Origin of the sequence: Actinomadura verrucosospora (assembly GCF_039540335.1) — a bacterium.
GTDB classification, from domain to species: domain Bacteria; phylum Actinomycetota; class Actinomycetes; order Streptosporangiales; family Streptosporangiaceae; genus Spirillospora; species Spirillospora verrucosospora.
In genome coordinates this window covers 77,787-94,307 of record NZ_BAABEV010000006.1, presented here as the reverse complement: position 1 = coordinate 94,307, position 16,521 = coordinate 77,787, and the positions used below count along the sequence as shown (strand labels likewise).

Annotated in this window: 14 protein-coding genes; 7 read left to right on the top strand and 7 right to left on the bottom strand. The window is 73.0% G+C overall.

What is annotated here, in order from left to right; genetic code table 11:
* The first annotated feature begins 85 nt into the window (after positions 1-85).
* From ABD944_RS09240 to ABD944_RS09225, 4 genes are all read left to right on the top strand, one after another.
* Complete coding sequence (locus ABD944_RS09240) at positions 86-1,525, top strand: FAD-linked oxidase C-terminal domain-containing protein (protein WP_345174748.1); 1,440 nt, start codon at positions 86-88, stop codon at positions 1,523-1,525.
* Positions 1,525-2,721: an FAD-binding oxidoreductase gene (locus ABD944_RS09235; RefSeq protein ID WP_345174357.1), complete on the top strand. Its 1,197-nt coding sequence runs from the start codon at positions 1,525-1,527 to the stop codon at positions 2,719-2,721. The genes ABD944_RS09240 and ABD944_RS09235 overlap by 1 nt, the downstream gene beginning before the upstream one ends.
* Positions 2,721-4,007, top strand: a complete 1,287-nt coding sequence (locus ABD944_RS09230) for a (Fe-S)-binding protein (protein ID WP_345174355.1) — start codon at positions 2,721-2,723, stop codon at positions 4,005-4,007. The genes ABD944_RS09235 and ABD944_RS09230 overlap by 1 nt, the downstream gene beginning before the upstream one ends.
* A gap of 108 nt (positions 4,008-4,115) precedes the next feature.
* Positions 4,116-4,832, top strand: a complete 717-nt coding sequence (locus ABD944_RS09225; RefSeq protein ID WP_345174353.1) for a hypothetical protein — start codon at positions 4,116-4,118, stop codon at positions 4,830-4,832.
* A gap of 3 nt (positions 4,833-4,835) precedes the next feature.
* Here ABD944_RS09225 and ABD944_RS09220 read toward each other — a convergent pair whose 3' ends face one another.
* The 5 genes from ABD944_RS09220 to ABD944_RS09200 all read right to left on the bottom strand — a co-directional run bounded on the left by ABD944_RS09220 (position 4,836) and on the right by ABD944_RS09200 (position 11,175).
* Entirely contained in the window at positions 4,836-6,509 is a 1,674-nt protein-coding gene (locus ABD944_RS09220; RefSeq protein ID WP_345174351.1) for an ABC transporter family substrate-binding protein, read from the bottom strand.
* On the bottom strand, positions 6,506-8,302 hold the full coding sequence (locus tag ABD944_RS09215) for an ABC transporter ATP-binding protein (RefSeq protein ID WP_345174348.1): 1,797 nt from the start codon (positions 8,300-8,302) through the stop codon (positions 6,506-6,508). The genes ABD944_RS09220 and ABD944_RS09215 overlap by 4 nt, the downstream gene beginning before the upstream one ends.
* The gene (locus ABD944_RS09210; RefSeq protein ID WP_345174346.1) at positions 8,299-9,108 is read right to left on the bottom strand and encodes an ABC transporter permease; all 810 of its coding nucleotides are present in this window, start codon (positions 9,106-9,108) and stop codon (positions 8,299-8,301) included. Before ABD944_RS09210 ends, ABD944_RS09215 begins: the two co-directional genes overlap by 4 nt.
* Complete coding sequence (locus ABD944_RS09205; RefSeq protein ID WP_345174344.1) at positions 9,105-10,100, bottom strand: ABC transporter permease; 996 nt, start codon at positions 10,098-10,100, stop codon at positions 9,105-9,107. The genes ABD944_RS09210 and ABD944_RS09205 overlap by 4 nt, the downstream gene beginning before the upstream one ends.
* Positions 10,101-10,191: 91 nt before the next feature.
* The gene (locus ABD944_RS09200; RefSeq protein ID WP_345174342.1) at positions 10,192-11,175 is read right to left on the bottom strand and encodes a hypothetical protein; all 984 of its coding nucleotides are present in this window, start codon (positions 11,173-11,175) and stop codon (positions 10,192-10,194) included.
* A gap of 98 nt (positions 11,176-11,273) precedes the next feature.
* Between ABD944_RS09200 and ABD944_RS09195 the strand changes: the two genes are divergently transcribed.
* Both ABD944_RS09195 and ABD944_RS09190 read left to right on the top strand, forming a co-directional pair.
* The gene (locus ABD944_RS09195; RefSeq protein WP_345174340.1) at positions 11,274-11,885 is read left to right on the top strand and encodes a TetR/AcrR family transcriptional regulator; all 612 of its coding nucleotides are present in this window, start codon (positions 11,274-11,276) and stop codon (positions 11,883-11,885) included.
* A 268-nt stretch (positions 11,886-12,153) separates the two neighbouring features.
* A complete protein-coding gene (locus ABD944_RS09190; RefSeq protein ID WP_345174337.1) occupies positions 12,154-14,115 on the top strand; it encodes a sensor histidine kinase in 1,962 nt (653 codons plus the stop codon).
* Positions 14,116-14,348: 233 nt separating this feature from the next.
* On the opposite strand, the gene dapF is transcribed toward ABD944_RS09190, so the two are convergent.
* Positions 14,349-15,149 carry a diaminopimelate epimerase gene (gene dapF, locus ABD944_RS09185; RefSeq protein WP_345174335.1) on the bottom strand — a complete coding sequence of 267 codons (801 nt, stop codon included), beginning with the start codon at positions 15,147-15,149 and terminating at the stop codon, positions 14,349-14,351.
* An 8-nt stretch (positions 15,150-15,157) separates the two neighbouring features.
* Positions 15,158-16,069: a tRNA (adenosine(37)-N6)-dimethylallyltransferase MiaA gene (gene miaA / locus ABD944_RS09180; RefSeq protein WP_345174746.1), complete on the bottom strand. Its 912-nt coding sequence runs from the start codon at positions 16,067-16,069 to the stop codon at positions 15,158-15,160.
* Positions 16,070-16,190: 121 nt separating this feature from the next.
* Here miaA and ABD944_RS09175 point away from each other — a divergent pair, with 121 nt between their 5' ends.
* Entirely contained in the window at positions 16,191-16,499 is a 309-nt protein-coding gene (locus ABD944_RS09175; RefSeq protein WP_345174333.1) for an antitoxin, read from the top strand.
* Positions 16,500-16,521: the final 22 nt, after the last annotated feature.

The window sequence follows — 16,521 nt, the reverse complement described above, 5'->3', positions numbered from 1 at the left end:
GGGCCGTCCGGGAGAGGCGTTCCGGACGGCCCGCAGGGCCTTGCGACCGCTCGGCGGGCGAGGGATCGTGGAGAGAGTGGAGACCATGCTCACGGCGCTCGGACTCAGGCTGGAGGCGCTGCTCGGGCCCGGCCGGGTGATCAGCGATCCGGTGCGGCTGCGCACCTACGAGTGCGACGGCCTCACCAACCACCGGTGCACGCCCGGCGTCGTCGTGCTGCCCGACACCGCCGAGCAGATCGCCGCGATCGTGCGGGAGTGCGCGGCGGCCGGGGTCCCCTACGTCGCGCGCGGGTCGGGCACGGGCCTGTCGGGCGGGGCGCTCCCCCGCGCCGACGGCGTGCTGATCGTCACGTCCCGGATGAACCGGATCCTGGAGATCGACATCCCCGGGCAGCGGGCCGTGGTGGAGCCGGGCGTGATCAACCTGGACGTGACGCGGGCCGTCCGCCCGCACGGGTACTACTTCGCGCCCGACCCGTCCAGCCAGCAGATCTGCTCGGTGGGCGGCAACGTCGCCGAGAACTCCGGCGGCGCGCACTGCCTGAAGTACGGGTTCACCGCCCACCACGTGCTGGCCTGCGAGGTCGTCACGCCCGACGGCGAGCTCGTCGAGCTCGCGGCGGACGGGCCCGGCTACGACCTGCTCGGCGTGTTCGTCGGGGCGGAGGGCACGCTCGGCATCGCCACCAAGATCACGGTGCGGCTGACGCGGGTCCCCGAGACCGTGCAGACGCTGCTGGCCGCGTTCGGCTCGATCGAGGCGGGCGGCGCCGCGGTGTCGGCGATCATCGGCGCGGGCGTCGTCCCGGCGGCGATCGAGATGATGGACGCGCTGGCGATCGAGGCGGCCGAGGCGGCGGTCCGCTGCGAGTACCCGCCGGGCGCCGGCGCGGTGCTGATCGTGGAGCTGGACGGCCCGGAGGCCGAGGTCGCCGCCCAGTTCACCGAGGTGGAGCGGATGTGCCGGGACGCGGGCGCCTTCGAGATCCGCATCGCCGCCGACGACGCGCAGCGGGCGCTGATCTGGAAGGGGCGCAAGTCGGCGTTCGCGGCCGTGGGCCGGATCAGCCCCGCCTACCTCGTCCAGGACGGCGTCATCCCCCGGACCGTGCTCCCGGACGTCCTGGCCAGGATCGACGCTCTGTCCGCCAAGTCGGGCGTGCGGGTCGCGAACGTGTTCCACGCGGGGGACGGCAACCTGCATCCGCTGGTGCTGTTCGACGACGCCGAGCCGGGCGCGGAGGAGCGCGCCGAGGAGGTCTCGGGCGCGATCCTCGACCTGTGCATCGAGCACGGCGGCTCCATCACCGGCGAGCACGGGGTCGGCGTGGACAAGGCCCGCTACATGCCGCGCATGTTCACCGACGCCGACCTGGACACGATGCAGATGGTCCGCTGCGGCTTCGATCCGGCGGGGCTGTGCAATCCGGGCAAGGTCTTCCCCACGCCGCGGCTGTGCGGGGAGGTGCCCGGCAAGCGCAAGGGCCCGCACCCGTTCGAGGGAAAGGCGGACATCTTCTGATGCGGCCCCTGGACGCCCTGGCGAAGGTCTGCGGCGACGTACGGCCCGGTGAGGCCGCCGAAGGCGTGCTCGGCGTGGAGCCCGCGCTCGTCGCGGCGCCGAAGAACCTGACTGAGGCCGCCGACGTCATGCGCGTGGCCGCCGAGAAGGGCCTGGCCGTCGTCCCGCGTGGGGCCGAGACCCGGTTGGACTGGGGCGAGCCACCGGAACGCTGCGATCTGCTCATCGACACCCATCGGCTCAACAGGCTCGTCGAGCACACGGCAGGCGACCTCGTCGCCAAAGCGGAGGCCGGGCTCGCGATGGAGGACTTCGCCGAGAAACTGGCCGAACGGGGGCAGAGGCTCGCGCTCGACGTCCCGCTACCGGGTTCGACGGTCGGCGGGACGATCGCCACGAGCGCCGCCGGTCCCCTGCGCACGCTCTACGGGACGCCCAGGAACCTGGTCATCGGGCTCACGGTCGTCCGGGCGGACGGCCAGGTCGCGCGCTCCGGAGGCAAGGTCGTCAAGAACGTCGCCGGGTACGACCTGGGGCGGCTCTTCGCCGGTTCCTACGGAACGCTCGGCCTGATCGTGGACGCCACGTTCCGCCTGCATCCGATCCCCGAGGCGACCGCGTACGTGACGTGCGCCGTCGACGGGCCGGAGGACGCGCACGACGCGGTCCAGACCGTCCTGCACTCCCCCGTCGCCCCGAGCTCGGTCGAATACATCAGCCCGGGAACGGTCGCGGTCTTCCTGGAGGGCGTTCCCGACGGCGTCGCCGCGCGCTCTCGGCAGACCGCGGAGCTCCTCGGTGAGAAAGCCGAGATCTCCGGCACCGCACCGGACGGCTGGGGCCTCTACCCGGAGGGCACCACCCTCATCGACATCGGCGCCCCACCGCCCTCGCTCCGCGACGTCATCCGCACGCTCGGCCCGGACGCCGCCGCCACCTGGAGCGCCGGCGGGCACGGTCACGTCGGGCTTCCCGCCGGCCTCGGCCCGAACGAGGTGGCCGATGTCCTCGGCCGTCTGAGGGACGTGCTGAAGACGCATCGCGGTCACGCCGTCGTCCGCTACGCGCCGCAGGAGGTGCGCGGCGAGATCGACCTGTGGGGGCCGGTTCCGGCGCTGACGCTGATGCGGCGGGTGAAGGACCAGTTCGACCCGGATCACCGTCTGTCCCCGGGCCGTTTCGTAGGAGGGATGTGATGAGCGCCCAAGACGACCTCCCGGACCTGCTCAACGACTGCGTGCACTGCGGTTTCTGCCTTCCGACATGCCCCACCTATGTGCTGTGGGGCGAGGAGATGGACTCTCCCCGGGGCCGCATCCATCTGATGCAGCAGCACGCGGACGGCGAACCGCTCAGCGGGCCGATGGTCGAGCACTTCGACCGCTGCCTCGGATGCATGGCGTGCGTGACGTCCTGCCCGTCCGGCGTGCAGTACGACAGGCTCATCGAGATGACCCGCGCCGACGTCGAACGCGAACACCCCCGTTCGCTGAAGGAACGCGCCCTACGGGAGATGGTCTTCCAGCTGTTCCCGTACAGGCGGAGGCTCCGAGCCCTGCGCGGGCCCCTGCGCGCCTACCAGAAATCGGGGCTGGAACGACTCGTGCGGCGCAGCGGCCTCCTGGAACGCTTTTCACCGTCCCTGGCGGCGATGGAACGGCTCGCGCCGCCTCTCGGCAAGGCGCCGAGGCTCCCCGAGCGGGTCGCCGCGCGCGGGGAGCGCCGCGCCACGGTCGGGATGCTGACCGGGTGCGTCCAGGGCGAGTTCTTCCCGGGCGTCAACGCCGCCACGGCCCGCGTGCTGGCGATGGAGGGCTGCGACGTCGTCATCCCCAGGAACCAGGGGTGCTGCGGCGCGCTGTCCCTGCACTCGGGACGGGAGGACGAGGCCCGCGCCTTCGCCCGCCGGACGGTCGAGACCTTCGAGGCCGTCGACGTGATCGTGGTGAACTCCGCGGGCTGCGGGTCCGCGATGAAGGAGTACCGGGCGCTGCTGGCCGACGATCCGGAATGGTCCGGGCGGGCTGAGGCGCTCTCGGCCAGGACGCGGGACCTGGCCGAGTACCTGGTGGAGCTCGGGCCGCGGGCCGAGCGGCGGCCGCTTCCGGTCACGGTCGCCTACCACGACGCCTGCCACCTCGCCCACGCGCAGGGCGTCCGGAGCCAGCCCCGCGAGCTGCTCTCCGCCATCCCCCGGCTGACCGTCCGCGAGATCGCCGAACCGGACGTCTGCTGCGGATCGGCCGGGACCTATAACCTGTTCCAGCCGGAGGCCGCCGGAGAGCTCGGCGACCGCAAGGCGGTGAACGTGGACGCCACCGGAGCCGAACTACTGGTCGCCGCCAACCCCGGCTGCTCGATGCAGATCGCCACGGCGCTGCGCCGGCGCGGGGCCGCCATCGCGGTCGCGCACACCGCGCAGGTGCTGGACGCCTCCCTGCGAGGACTCGGCCGCGACGCCCTCATCGCGCGCGGTTCGTAGCCCGCAGACCGCGACCGCCGCCGATCCGGCCGTCAGGTATGGTGGCCTGCCCGCCGTGGGCAGGACACGCCGACCGAGCCGGAGAGGGCCGAGGGAGCAGCGACGACCATGTCCGACAGCCGCCAGCCGTACCGCTCGCACCGCCGCAGGAAGAAGAGCCACGCGGGAAGGCTCGGACTCGCCGGCGCACTGACCGGCGCCGTCGGGATCGCCGCGGTGGCCGGAGCGATCGTGCTCCTGCGGCCCGGCACGGGCGACGGCACGGCGTCCCCGCCGCCGAGCCTCGCCGGCCAGGGCGACGACGCGGCGGTCACGTCCGTGCCCGCCCCGAAGGCCGGCCCGCCGGTCGGTTTCACGACCCCGGAGGGCTACGGCTACAGCCTCGCCGCCGTCATGGCGGGGACGTCCCGGCAGCCGATCGGCGCCACGCAGGCCCCGCCGTCCGGCACGACCTACGCCTACGCCGACTACGTCCTCACCAACAGCGGGCGGCGCCCCGTCCTGCTGGACTTCCCCGCCGACCTGTTCATGCCGAAGTCGCAGGTCCCGTCGTCGGCGCAGGAGCGGTGCATGCCGCAGGCGGGCATCCCGGACGACATGTGCACCCTCCCCAACCACAGCACGGTCACCGCGCGGATCGGCGGATCGAAGGCGCCCGTCGAGGACGGCGGCGACACGATGATCCCGGCGGGCGCCTCCTACGTGGTCCGCGTCGCGTCCGACCTCCCGGTCAAGGAGGACCTCTCCGCCGACGACCTGCGCCTGTACGTGTGGAACGCCCGCTTCACCAGCGACCGCAAGGGCGTCCGGCTCGCCTTCCCGTGAGCTTCACCGGCCGGTGAAGCCGATGTCCTGATAGACGGGCCTCCGGAAACCGCCGGCCCCCACGTTGGCGAGGTCCGCGCGCACCGCGACGAGCTGGGGGCGCTGGTACAGCGGCAACACCGACGCCTGGCGCCATATGAGCCGGTCGGTCCTGTTCACCAGAGCGCGGGCCCTCTCGGGGGCGATCTCCGCGACGGCCTGGTCCATCGCCGCGTCGATGGCGGCGCTGCCGATCCGCGAGTAGTTCTGCTGGACGTTACGTCCGCGCGGTCGTGCGAACACGGCTTTCATCTGCGAGACGGGGAACGGGGTGCCGAGCCACGAGAACGGGACGATGTCCATGTTCCCGGGCGTGACGTAGCGCTCGAAGACGTCGTCTGCGGGGACGACCTGGATGTCCACTCGGACGCCTATGCGTTCGAGCAGCGCACGCGTCAGTTCTCCTTCCCGCCTGCTGATGGGGACCCCGGACGGAACCACGAACCGCAGCGCGAGCCTGCGTCCCGCCTTGGCGCGGTACTTGCCCCGGGGTCTCCAGCCTGCCTCGTCTAGGAGGCGTCTGGCCCGAGCGGGATCGTAGGCCCCCAGCCCGCTGGAGTTGTCCAGGTAGCCGGTTTGAGTGTTGACGTAGAAGTGGTTCCCGAGCGTCTGGACCGGTACGCCGAGGCCTGACAGGTCGGATCGTGCGATGACCTGCCGGTCGATGCCGAGCATGACCGCCCGGCGCACCCGGGCGTCGGACAGGATGGGGCCGGCCGCGTTGAAGGTGAAGTTCCGCCAGTCCGGCCCGCCCGCCCTGCGGACGGCGGCGCCAGGGACGCCCTGGACACGCTGCAACGCGTCCGCGTCGAGACCGATGTCCATCAGGTCGATCTCACCGTTGGCGAACGCGCCGGGCATCGCGCTGGTGTCCATGGCGCGAAAGACGATCCGGTCGAGCTTTGCCGGCGCACCCCACCATGCCGGGTTCCGCACCAGGGTCAGCGTCTTGGCAGTCCGGTCGATCTGCTGGAGTCTGAACGGTCCGGCCGTGACAGGTACGCGGCCCATCCACCCTGTGTTGAACGCGCTTGGGCTGGCGTAGGCGGTGGCCGGGTACAGGGGGCTGAACAGGCTGCGCCAGTCCGCGTAGGTGTGGGCGAACATCACCTTGACCACGTGCTCGTCGGCACCGCGTTCGACTCGCTCGATCTGCCGGTACCCGGTGACGGTCGAGACCTCGTAGCGCGGGTCACGACCAGACAGCGCATGGGTCTGCGCCAGGAAATCGGCGAAACCGATGGGCCGTCCGTCCGACCATCTGGCACGCGGGTTGAGCCGGTAGGTCACGGTCTGGCCGTGCCGGGTCCGCTTCAACGTGGCCGACTCCAGGTACTCCGGAACGGGGTGCGGGACGGCCTTCTCGTCTGCACGCATCAGATACGGCAGAACGCCCTGAATGACGTGCTCCACCGCGCCCTTGGCACCGTTGATGTGGTTGGTGTTCCACTGGGACGGAAACTCGGGGAGCGGCCAGCGAAGCGCTCCGCCCTTGGCGACGCGGTCGCGCGGAGTCGGGTTCACATCCGCCGCCGGGAGCGCCCCGGACGCGTTGGACGTCGCTGTCTCCGGGGCACGGCACCCGGCGCCGGTGATGAGCGCTATCCCAAGAAGGACGGCGGCGACGACCTGTCTCATCGTTCGGACTCCGCCGAGACGAGCGGATGGTGGCAGGCGACGGAGCGGTCCGCCGCCGTGGCGAGCGGCATCGGATCGTGGTGTTCGCATAGGCGTCTGTCGTCGTGGGTGAGCGTGGCGTAGTGCGGGCAGCGAGCACGGAACCGGCACCCTGCGGGCCCGGCCGCAGGGTCGGACGGGTCACCGTCAAGAAGGAAGCGGCGAGCTCGATCTGGGCGGGAAGAAGGGACCGCGTCCAGCAGCGCCCGTGTATAGGGATGAGCGGGAGCCCCGTACATGTCGGCGACCGGCCCGATCTCAACGACGCGGCCCCTGTGCATCACGGCGACCCGGTCGGCGAAGCCCCGCACCAGGGGGAGGTCGTGGGTGACGAACAGGCACGCCATGCCGAGCCGCGCCCGAAGCCCTGCCAGCACGTTCATGACGCTCGCCTGCACGGCGGTGTCCAGTGCGGACACGGGCTCGTCCAAGAGCAGAAGACGGGGTTCCAAGGCGAGGGCTCTGGCCAGGGCTACACGCTGCCTTTGCCCACCCGAGAGCGCATGCGGGAAACGCCGCGCATAGCCGGGTTCCAAGCCCACCGTCGCGAGAAGCTCCTCGACGCGACCACCGATCCGCGTGCGATGCGCGAGGAGCGGTTCGGCGATGATGTCGGCGACCCGCATACGCGGGTTCAGCGAGGCGTACGGGTCCTGGAACACGACCTGGACGTCCCTACGCAAGGCCTTGCGGTGGACGGCGCGCAAGGCGGCCGTGTCTTGGCCCAAGACCCTGACGCGCCCGTCCTGAGGACGGGACAACCGCAGAATCTCCATCAGCGTCGTGGTCTTACCGGACCCCGACTCCCCCACCAGCGCAAGCGTCTCCCCCTCACGGACGTCGAAGCTCGCGCCGTCCACGGCCCGCACCTCTCCGGCCTGCCGCCGCAGCAGCGCCCCTCTAGATAAGGGATACCGGCGGACCAGGCCGTCCACCTGAAGAACCACCGGACGCTCAGGCCGAGCACGCGGAACTGGCGCATCTCCCGCTCGCGTCCATGGGCGCACCAGGCGGCTCGCGAAGGGCGTCTGGGGCCTACAGAGAACCTGCTCGGCCGTACCCGTCTCCACCACCCGGCCCTCGTGCAGCACCATCACGCGGTCCGCGAATCCGACGACGGCGCCCAGATCGTGGCTGATCAGCACGACCGCGGCCCCGCTCGCCTCCCGGGCGACCCGCAGGACGTCCAGCACCCGCGCCTGGACCGTCATGTCGAGGGCCGAGGCGGGCTCGTCGGCCAGGATCGCGACCGGGTCGTTGGCGACGGCCATGGCGATCATCACCCGCTGCCGCATCCCGCCGGACAGCTCATGCGGGTAGCAGCGGGCCCGCCGCGCCGCATCCGGCATGCCGACCAGTTCGAGCAGGTCCAGAGCGCGGGCGCGGGCCGCCGAGCGGCTCACCGGCGAGTGGATCCGAACGGCCTCGACGATCTGGTCTCCCACCCTGTGGACGGGCGAGAGCGCCGACGACGGATCCTGGAAGACCATCGCCAGGTCCTTGCCGCGCACCCGCGAGAGTTCCGCGTCGGTCCGTCCCAGCAGTTCCTGGCCGCGCAGACGCACAGAGCCCGTCACGCGCGCTCCCTCCGGGAGCAGCCCCATGAGAGCGAGCGCGAGCGAGGTCTTGCCGGCTCCCGATTCACCGACGAGCCCGAGCGCCTCCCCGGCCTCGACCGAGAAGCTCACACCGCGCAGGACGTGCGCACCCGTCGCGTGACCGACCGCCAGGTCGGCGACCCGCAGGACCGTCAACGCCCGGCCTCCGGGTCGAGAGCGTCCCGCAGCCCGTCGCCGATCAGGTTCACCGCGACGACGATCGAGACGAGCAGCCCGGCGGCGAACCCGAACGCCCATGGATGCGCGGTCGCCCCGCCCCGGCCGTCGGCGATGACCGTGCCGAGCGAGACGTCCGGCGGGCGCGTCCCGAACCCGAGGTAGGACAGCCCGCTCTCGGCGACGACCGCGACGCTCACGTTCAGGCTCGCGTCCACGGCCAGCAGTGACGCCAGCCCGGGCGCCACATGCCGCGCGACCAGCCGCGGCGTGCCGACGCCGAGGAACCGCGCGGCCAGCACGTGGTCGCGGTTCCGCAGGGAGAGCGTCGCGGCCCGGACCGCGCGGGCGGTGACCATCCACATGAACGCGGCCAGCAGCGCCGCGAGCACCGGCCACCCTCCGGCGATCCGGGACGCCAGGACGGTCACGACCAGGAAGGACGGGAGCACCAGCAGCAGATCGACGCCCCACATCAGCACCCGGTCGGCCCCGCCGCCGAGGAAACCGGCCGCGGTCCCGACGACGGCGGCGAGCCCCGTCGACAGCAGGGCGGCGCTCAGGCCGACCAGCAGCGAGTTCTGCGCGCCGCGCAGGGTGAAGGCGAAGACGTCGCGTCCGCTCTGGGTCGTGCCGAGCCAGTGGCCGCCGGACGGCCCCTGCCGGAAGGCGGTGAAGTCCGTCTCGTCCCATCCCCACGGCGAGACGAGCGGCCCGGCGAAGGCCAGGAGGAACAACAGCACGAGCAGGACCGCTCCGGCCACCGTGCGACGACCGGCGGTCATGGCGCGGCTCCCGCGCGGACGCGGGGGTCCAGCGCCGCGGCCAGGACGTCGGACGTGAGAGCGGCCAGGAGGACGGCGCAGGCGGCGAGGCACTCGATGGCGGCGACGGCGTTGACGTCGCCCCGGGAGATGGAGTCGACGAGCCACTCCCCCAGCCCGTGCCGCCCGAAGGCCGTCTCGGTGAACACCCCGCCGAGGAGAACCAGTCCGGACGTGTAGGCGAAGTAGGCGGTCATCGGGACGATCGCGGTCCGGAGCCCGTGCCGCAGCAGCGCGCCGCGCCGCCGGAGACCCCTGGCCCTCGCGGCGCGCACGTGGTCGGCGTGCAGCACGTCCAGCATCAGGCCGCGCTGGTAGCAGGCGTAGAGAGCGATCTGGCAGAGCGCGATCGTGGCCGTGGGCAGCAGCAGCCGGCGCGCCCGATCGGCGAGATCCCAGAGCCGACCCCCGGACGGCCCCGGCGCGGACTCCCCCAGCCAGACGAACACCCGCATCCCCAGGGCGTCGTTGGCCTCACCGGCCATGATCTGTAAGAGCGGCGCGAGGACGAACACGGGGACGGCCAGCAGCAGATAAGAGCCGCCGGAGACCAGCCTGTCGGCCGCCCGGCCGTGCCGGGCGGCGGCGTAGGCGCCAAGGGCGACGCCCAAGGCGCCTCCCAGGACGGCCCCCGGAGCGACCAGGCGAAAGCTCACTCCGAGCCTGCGCCACAACTCGCCTTCGACCGGCTCACCGTCCCACGTCCGGCCGAAATCGCCCTGCGCCACGCCCCTGGCCCAGGTGAGGTACCGCTCCGCCAAAGGCTTCCGGTCATCGAGGTTCAGCGCACCGAGCCGCGCGTCGATGACGGCCTGCGGCGGACGGGGCTCGCGGTCTTCGAGCCCGGCCCGCGGATCGAGCGCCGCGGCGGCGAGCAGGTAGCCGAGGCTGGCGGCGAGCACGGCCAGCGCCGCGTGGTTCGCCACCCGCCGCACCACGAACGTCGCCACCATCCGCTCCTCCGCACACCACCCAGAAGTCACCGAATGCTATTGATTGACCACGGAACGCGTACAGGATTCGCCAAAGTCACGGCCTTGAGGGTCACGCGAGCGCCGGTTCGCGGCCGCGCTCGGCCTCGCCGGCCGAACGCCTCCGCAGACCACCGAAGACCACGAGCCCGAGACCGGCAACGGCCCAGGCCGCCAGGACGGTGAGCGGGCGGGCGCTTCCGGCGCCGTCGAAGAACGCCGCCGACCGAAGGAGGGTGGCCGACGCACCCGGCGGCAGGTACTGGCCGATCGCGCCCCACGGCTGCGGCAGCAGCTCGGGCGCCGAGGTGGCCGCCGACAGAGGATTGCCGAGCAGCAGCAGCGTCAGCGCGCCGAGTCCGAAGCCGGCGCGGCCGATGGCGGCGGCCAAGCCGACCACGGTTCCGGTCACGGCGAGGACGGTCAGCGCCATGACTCCGGCGAGCGTGACGTAGGAGCCGGGAAGCAGCGACAGCCAGCCTTGCGCGATCCACGCGACGTCCAGCCCGCCCAGCGCGGCGAAGATCGCCGTGCCGGCGGTGCGCCAGGCGAGGGACGGGATGGCGAACGTCATCAGCACCGCGGCCGCGAGCCCGGACATGACCAGCGGTAGCGCGAGAGCGCCGAAACCCGCCCCGCGGGGGTCGTCGGAGTCCGCGGCGACCACGTCCTGGACGGGCGGGGACACCGGGGCGCCCCCGGGACTGAGCCGCGTCGCCATCGCGCCGAGCTGCTGGGCGACCAGCGGCGAGGCGGCGGAGGCGGTGAGCACCTTCGGGCCGGACGGCGCCGTGACGACCGCGCCGTAGGCCTCGCGATCCGCGATCGCCGCACGGGCGGCGGCCTCGTCCGGAGCGGTCCGGACGTCGAAGGCGCCCGGCCGCGCGCGGTCGAGCAGGTCGGCGGCCTCGGCGGCCCGCGGACCGGTCACGACGACCGGGACGTCACGCGGCGCCGTCCGCGCGGCGGGCCACGAGAAGGCCACGACCATGACGAGCTGCAGCAGCGCCGCGCCGGCGGCCACGCCGACGGCGCGCGCGGCGGGGGAAGTCCGCACGATCTCCTCCAAAAAACGAATGTCCGTTCTCTTTGGCGCGGAGCCTGGCACCCCCTCCGGAACTTGTCAAGAACGAACGTTCGTTTTAGATTGGTGCCATGCCGAGAGTCAGCGAGGAGCACCTGGAGCGCCGCCGCCTCCAGATCCTGGAAGCGGCGCGGACCTGCTTCATCCGCAAGGGCATCCACGCGACGTCCATGCAGGACGTCTTCGCCGAGGCCGGGCTCTCCGCCGGCGCCGTCTACCGGTACTTCAAGAGCAAGAACGAGATCATCGAGGCGAACATCGCCACCGTGATCGGCGACCTGCGCACGTTCTTCACCGTGCTCGCCGACAGCGACCCGCTGCTCCCCATCGACGAGATGGCCGAGCGGTTCGCCTCCCGGGTCGTCGCCCTGTCCGGCGAGGACGGCCCGCTCCGGCTCGCGCCCCAGGCCTGGGCGCTCGCCACGCACGATCCGGAGATCGCCGCGTACGTCGCCGACAACGTGGCCGGGCTGCGCGACACCTGGACCCGCTACATCCGCCGGCTGGTCGGCGCCGGCCTGCTCCCCGCCGACACCGACGCCGTGGCCGCCGGCAAGACGCTGTTCGCGCTCTTCCCCGGCTTCCTGATCCAGCGCCTGCTCCTCGACGACTTCACCGCCGAGGACATGAGGCGTGGCGTGAGGGCCCTGACGCGCGAGAGCATGCTGACTCCGGCGTCCTGACCCGTCCCTCCCCGCACGCGCGCTCGCCCCCTCCCCGCACGCCGACACGCCCGGAAGCCCGGTACGCGGCCACGACTGGCCGCTGACCTGCACCTTCCGTTCATATCGGGCGTTTCCCCAGCTACCATCACGGCACGCCCGCATGCATCGCGACCGGAACGCTCTCCGCCCGACCGGTCCGGCGGTGTCCTGAGGCGGACGCGCTCAAGCCTGCGGGACAGGGAGCTGCGCGTTTTAACATTCCATTACTTTCGGGCGGGGAGTGTGCATGGAGACGGAAGAGCACGACCGCGCGGCGGGGCGCGTGGGCGCCCTCCTCGCGCTGACCGCGGTCGCGTCCGTCGCCGCGTCATTGATCATCGGCGCCCGCGTGCCGTCCGAACTGCGAATGGTGTGGTGGCATCCCGAGATCCTGGTCGCCCTGGCCTGGACGCCCGTGGGCGCCGTCCTGCTGCGGCACAGGCCCGGCCTGACGGTCGCCTGGCTCATGGTCGGCGCGGGTTTCAGCGCCTCGCTGTACGTGCTCTCCCTCAACCTCGGCCCCTGGCTCGAACTCCACCGCGCGCCCGGGGCCGGGTTCGTCCAGTGGCTCGCCGTCTGGCTGTGGGCCGTTGACACCTACGCCCTGACCCTCGTGCTGCCGCTGATCTTCCCGGACGGGCGGCTGGTGTCGCGGTGGTTCCGGCCCGCCCTCGCCCTCGCCTGCCTCGTCCCGGTCGTCGTCTGCGCGCACCTGACGGTCGACCCGGGCGTGCGCCGCTGGCACAACGGCGTCTCGGTGTACCCGTTCGAGGAGATCCCGCTCCCGATCAGCGCGGTCATCGTCACCGCCCTGGCGGCGGGCCTGTTCTCGGTGGCCGTGCGGTTCGTGCAGGCGCCGCCGGACGTGCGGCGGCAGATCGCCTGGGTGGTCTACCCGGGCATCCTCGCCGAGGCGATCATCTTCGTCGGCGAGAACGGCCCGATCGGCGACCCGCTGCGCGACCTCACCATCGTCGCCGTCCCCATCTGCATCGCGATCGCGATCACCCGCTACCGCCTGTACGACATCGACCTCGTGGTCAGCCGGACGCTGGTGTACGCGGGCCTCGTCGTCGTCATCACCGGCGTGTACTTCGCGCTCGTCGGCACCGCGAGCCTGCTGGCCCACGGCCGCGGCACCCTCGCCGGGCTCGCCGGGGCGATCGTCGCCGGCGCGGTCTTCGAACCCGTCCGGCGGCGCCTGCAGCGCATGGTGGACGCGTTCATCCACGGCGAGCGCGACCCGTACCGGATCGCCGACCGGCTGAACCGGCGGCTGCAGACCGCCGCGAACCCGGGCGCCGCGCTGGCCGTCGCCGCCGAGGTGGCGCGTTCGGCCCTGCACGCGACCGGCGTCACGATCGAGGTGCTGGACCGCGACGGCCGGACGGTCTCGGCGGAGGACGGCGTGCTCGGCGACCGCCCGCAGCTCATCCCGCTGGTGTGGCACGGCGAGCCGGTGGGGCGCCTGCTGTTCGGCGTCACCCGCACCCCGGACGCGCGCCTGTCGAACGTCCTCGCCCGCAACCTCGCCGAGCTGGCGAACGCGGCGCGGCTCTCCGCGGACGTCCAGCGGTCCCGGGAGCACATCCTGCGCACGCGGGAGGAGGAGCGGCGGCGGCTGCGCCGCGACCTGCACGACGGGCTCGGGCCGACGCTGGCCAGCCTCGCCATGACGGTGGACGCCGCGCGCATCACGCTCAGGACCGACCCTGAGGCGGTCGACGGCCTGCTGGAGGAGCTGCGCGCCACCATGGGGCGCACGATCGGCGACATCAGGGAGCTCGTGTACGGCCTGCGGCCGCCCGCCCTGGACGATCTCGGGCTGGAGGGCGCGATCCAGGCGCTCGGCGGGGTCGTCGCCGCCGGAGACGGCCCGCGGGTGGACGTGCGCGTCGAGGGCGACCTGAAGGGCCTGCCGGCCGCCGCCGAGGTCGCCGCGTACCGGATCGTCCAGGAGGCGCTGACGAACGTCCATCGCCACGCCGGAGCGGGCTGCGCCGAGGTGCGGCTGCATCTGAACGGCGATCTGCACGTCACCGTCGACGACGACGGTGTGGGACTGCCCGACCAGGTGCGTTCCGGCATCGGCATGTCCTCCATGCGCGAGCGCGCGGCCGAGCTGGGCGGATCCTGCACGGTGGGGCCCGGCCCCAAGGGCGGAACCCTGGTCCGCGCCAGACTGCCGGTCAACGGCGTCTCCCCCTGAGGCGCCCCCTCCGGGTGGGAGGGCCGGTGACCGCCCCCCGCCAAGAAGGTCGCCACCGGCCCTCAGGCTCCGTACGGGCCCGGGGCTCCCATCCCGGTCCATACGGGCCATTCACCAGAGGGTGTGCAAGAGAGAAGTTATGCGGCGGAAGGTCCCGCCGGAGAGGGACAGTTGTCCCGTCTGTGCCGGGACCGCTCCGGGACCGGCGCACGCCCAGGTGAGACGGTCGCCCGCTAGATCCAGCCGGGCCGCGTCTCGCCCTCGGCGACCAGGACGGCCGGGCCGCTCAGGTAGCTGGTCTCGCCGTCCAGGACGACGGTCACCCGCCCGCCGGGGACGTCCACGGTCCATTCGGCGCCGTCGGCGACGCCGCCGGCCGCCGCCGCGGCCACCGCGACGGTCCCGGTGCCGCACGAGCGGGTCTCGCCCGAGCCGCGCTCGTACACCCGCATCTCGACGTGCCGCTCCCCCACGCCGCGGAAGAACTCGACGTTCACCCCCGCGGGGAAGACCGCCGGGTCGAAGTCGGGGGCGCGCGACAGGTCGAGTGCGGCGACGGGCCCGGTGACGCGGCACGCCAGATGCGGGTTGCCGACGCTGACCCGCTCGCCCGCGAAGCTCGCGCCCGCCAGGCTCGCCTCGCCCGGGCCGAGGAGCTCCGGCCGGCCCATCTCCACGGTGACGTCCCCGGACGGGCCGAGCGTCACGCGGCGCAGGCCCGCGCGGGTGGCCAGGTCCCACTCCCCGGGCGGGGCCAGGCCCGCGTCGACCAGGTAGCGGGCGAAGACGCGCACCCCGTTGCCGCACATCTCGGCGATGCTGCCGTCGGCGTTGCGGTAGTCCATGAACCACTCGGCGTCGGCGTCGACGTCGGCGGCCTTCGTCCGGACCGCGCGCAGGACGCCGTCCGCGCCGATCCCCGCCCGCCGGTCGCACAGCCGCGCGACGGCCTCCGGGGTGAGGTCCAGGACGCCGTCCGGATCGGGGAGGATCACGAAGTCGTTCTCGGTGCCATGCCCCTTGACGAACCGCATGCCCCCGATCATATGGGCTCCGGCCGCCCCTGCCTCACCAGGGCCTCGGCACGATCGGCCAGGTCGGGGGCGTCGTAGGGCAGCCACAGCACGCGCGGGTCGCGGCGGAACCACGACTCCTGGCGGCGGGCGAAACGCCGCGTCGTCCGGACGGTGTCCTCCCTGGCCTGCTCCTCCGTCCACTCCCCCGCCAGGAACCGCAGCACCTGGGCGTAGCCGAGGGCGCGCCCGGCGGTCAGACCGTCCCGCAGCCCCCGCTTCTCCAGCTCCCGGACCTCGTCGACCAGGCCCGCCTCCCACATCCGCTCCACCCGCAGGGCGATGCGCTCGTCCAGCTCGTCACGGGGCACGCTCAGCCCGATCTGCACGACATCGTCGTAGCGGTACCGGTGCTCGGGCAGGGTCGCGGTGAACGGGCGGCCGGAGATCTCGACGACCTCCAGCGCCCGCACGATCCGGCGGCCGTTGCTCGGCAGGATCGCCTCCGCGGCCGCGGGGTCCAGGCCGCGCAGCCGCTCGTGCAGCGGACCGGGCCCGACCCGCGCCAGCTCCTCCTCCAGGCGGCCCCGCACGGCCGGGTCCGTCCCCGGGAACTCCATCCGGTCGAGGGCGGCGCGCACGTACAGCCCGGACCCGCCGACCAGCACGGGCAGCCGCCCCCGGCCCCGGATCCGCGCGATGGCGTCGGCGCTGAGCCGCTGGTACTCGGCGACGCTCGCGGTGGCCGTGACGTCCCAGACGTCCAGCAGGTGGTGCGGGACCCCGCGCATCTCGGCCGCGGACAGCTTCGCGGTGCCGATGTCCATGCCGCGGTACAGCTGCATCGAGTCGGCGTTGACCGCCTCCCCGTCCAGCCGGAGGGCCAGCTCGACGGCCAGGTCGGACTTGCCGGCCGCCGTGGCGCCGACGACCGCGATCACATGCGGGGCATTGGGTGAGGTCACGGGATTGATTGTGGCAACAGAACGGGTATGGCCGGAATGAACGGGTGCCGCGCCGCGCCCGCGGCGCCGAACGAGCCGAGGGATCCGGGGGGATTCGATGTCGATCGTCGACAAGGTCAAGCAGATGCTCGGGCAGCACGCCGACAAGGCCAAGCAGGGCGTCGAGAAGGCAGGGGACGCGTTCGACCAGCGGACGGGCGGCAAGCACGCCGACAAGGTCGACCGGGTCCAGGACCAGGCCGGCCGGTACATCGACCGCGAGGGCGGCCAGGCCGGCGGCACGGGCGGGCAGCCCGGCGAGACCGGCGGCCACCCCGGCGCCGCGGGCGAGCACCCCGGCGGGACGGGCGGGCAGCCCGGCGGCGCGGGCGACCAGCCCGGCGGCACGGGCGGGCCGCCGTCCTAGACCGGCCCGATCACACCGCGGT

What these genes read in the sequence shown, in the direction of transcription:
- ABD944_RS09240 (WP_345174748.1), top strand. Translation starts at nt 86, where the DNA reads ATGCTCACGGCGCTCGGACTCAGGCTGGAGGCGCTGCTCGGGCCCGGC.
- ABD944_RS09235 (WP_345174357.1), top strand. Translation starts at nt 1,525, where the DNA reads ATGCGGCCCCTGGACGCCCTGGCGAAGGTCTGCGGCGACGTACGGCCC.
- ABD944_RS09230 (WP_345174355.1), top strand. Translation starts at nt 2,721, where the DNA reads ATGAGCGCCCAAGACGACCTCCCGGACCTGCTCAACGACTGCGTGCAC.
- ABD944_RS09225 (WP_345174353.1), top strand. Translation starts at nt 4,116, where the DNA reads ATGTCCGACAGCCGCCAGCCGTACCGCTCGCACCGCCGCAGGAAGAAG.
- ABD944_RS09220 (WP_345174351.1), bottom strand. Translation starts at nt 6,509, where the DNA reads ATGAGACAGGTCGTCGCCGCCGTCCTTCTTGGGATAGCGCTCATCACC.
- ABD944_RS09210 (WP_345174346.1), bottom strand. Translation starts at nt 9,108, where the DNA reads ATGACCGCCGGTCGTCGCACGGTGGCCGGAGCGGTCCTGCTCGTGCTG.
- ABD944_RS09205 (WP_345174344.1), bottom strand. Translation starts at nt 10,100, where the DNA reads ATGGTGGCGACGTTCGTGGTGCGGCGGGTGGCGAACCACGCGGCGCTG.
- ABD944_RS09195 (WP_345174340.1), top strand. Translation starts at nt 11,274, where the DNA reads ATGCCGAGAGTCAGCGAGGAGCACCTGGAGCGCCGCCGCCTCCAGATC.
- ABD944_RS09190 (WP_345174337.1), top strand. Translation starts at nt 12,154, where the DNA reads ATGGAGACGGAAGAGCACGACCGCGCGGCGGGGCGCGTGGGCGCCCTC.
- dapF (WP_345174335.1), bottom strand. Translation starts at nt 15,149, where the DNA reads ATGCGGTTCGTCAAGGGGCATGGCACCGAGAACGACTTCGTGATCCTC.
- ABD944_RS09175 (WP_345174333.1), top strand. Translation starts at nt 16,191, where the DNA reads ATGTCGATCGTCGACAAGGTCAAGCAGATGCTCGGGCAGCACGCCGAC.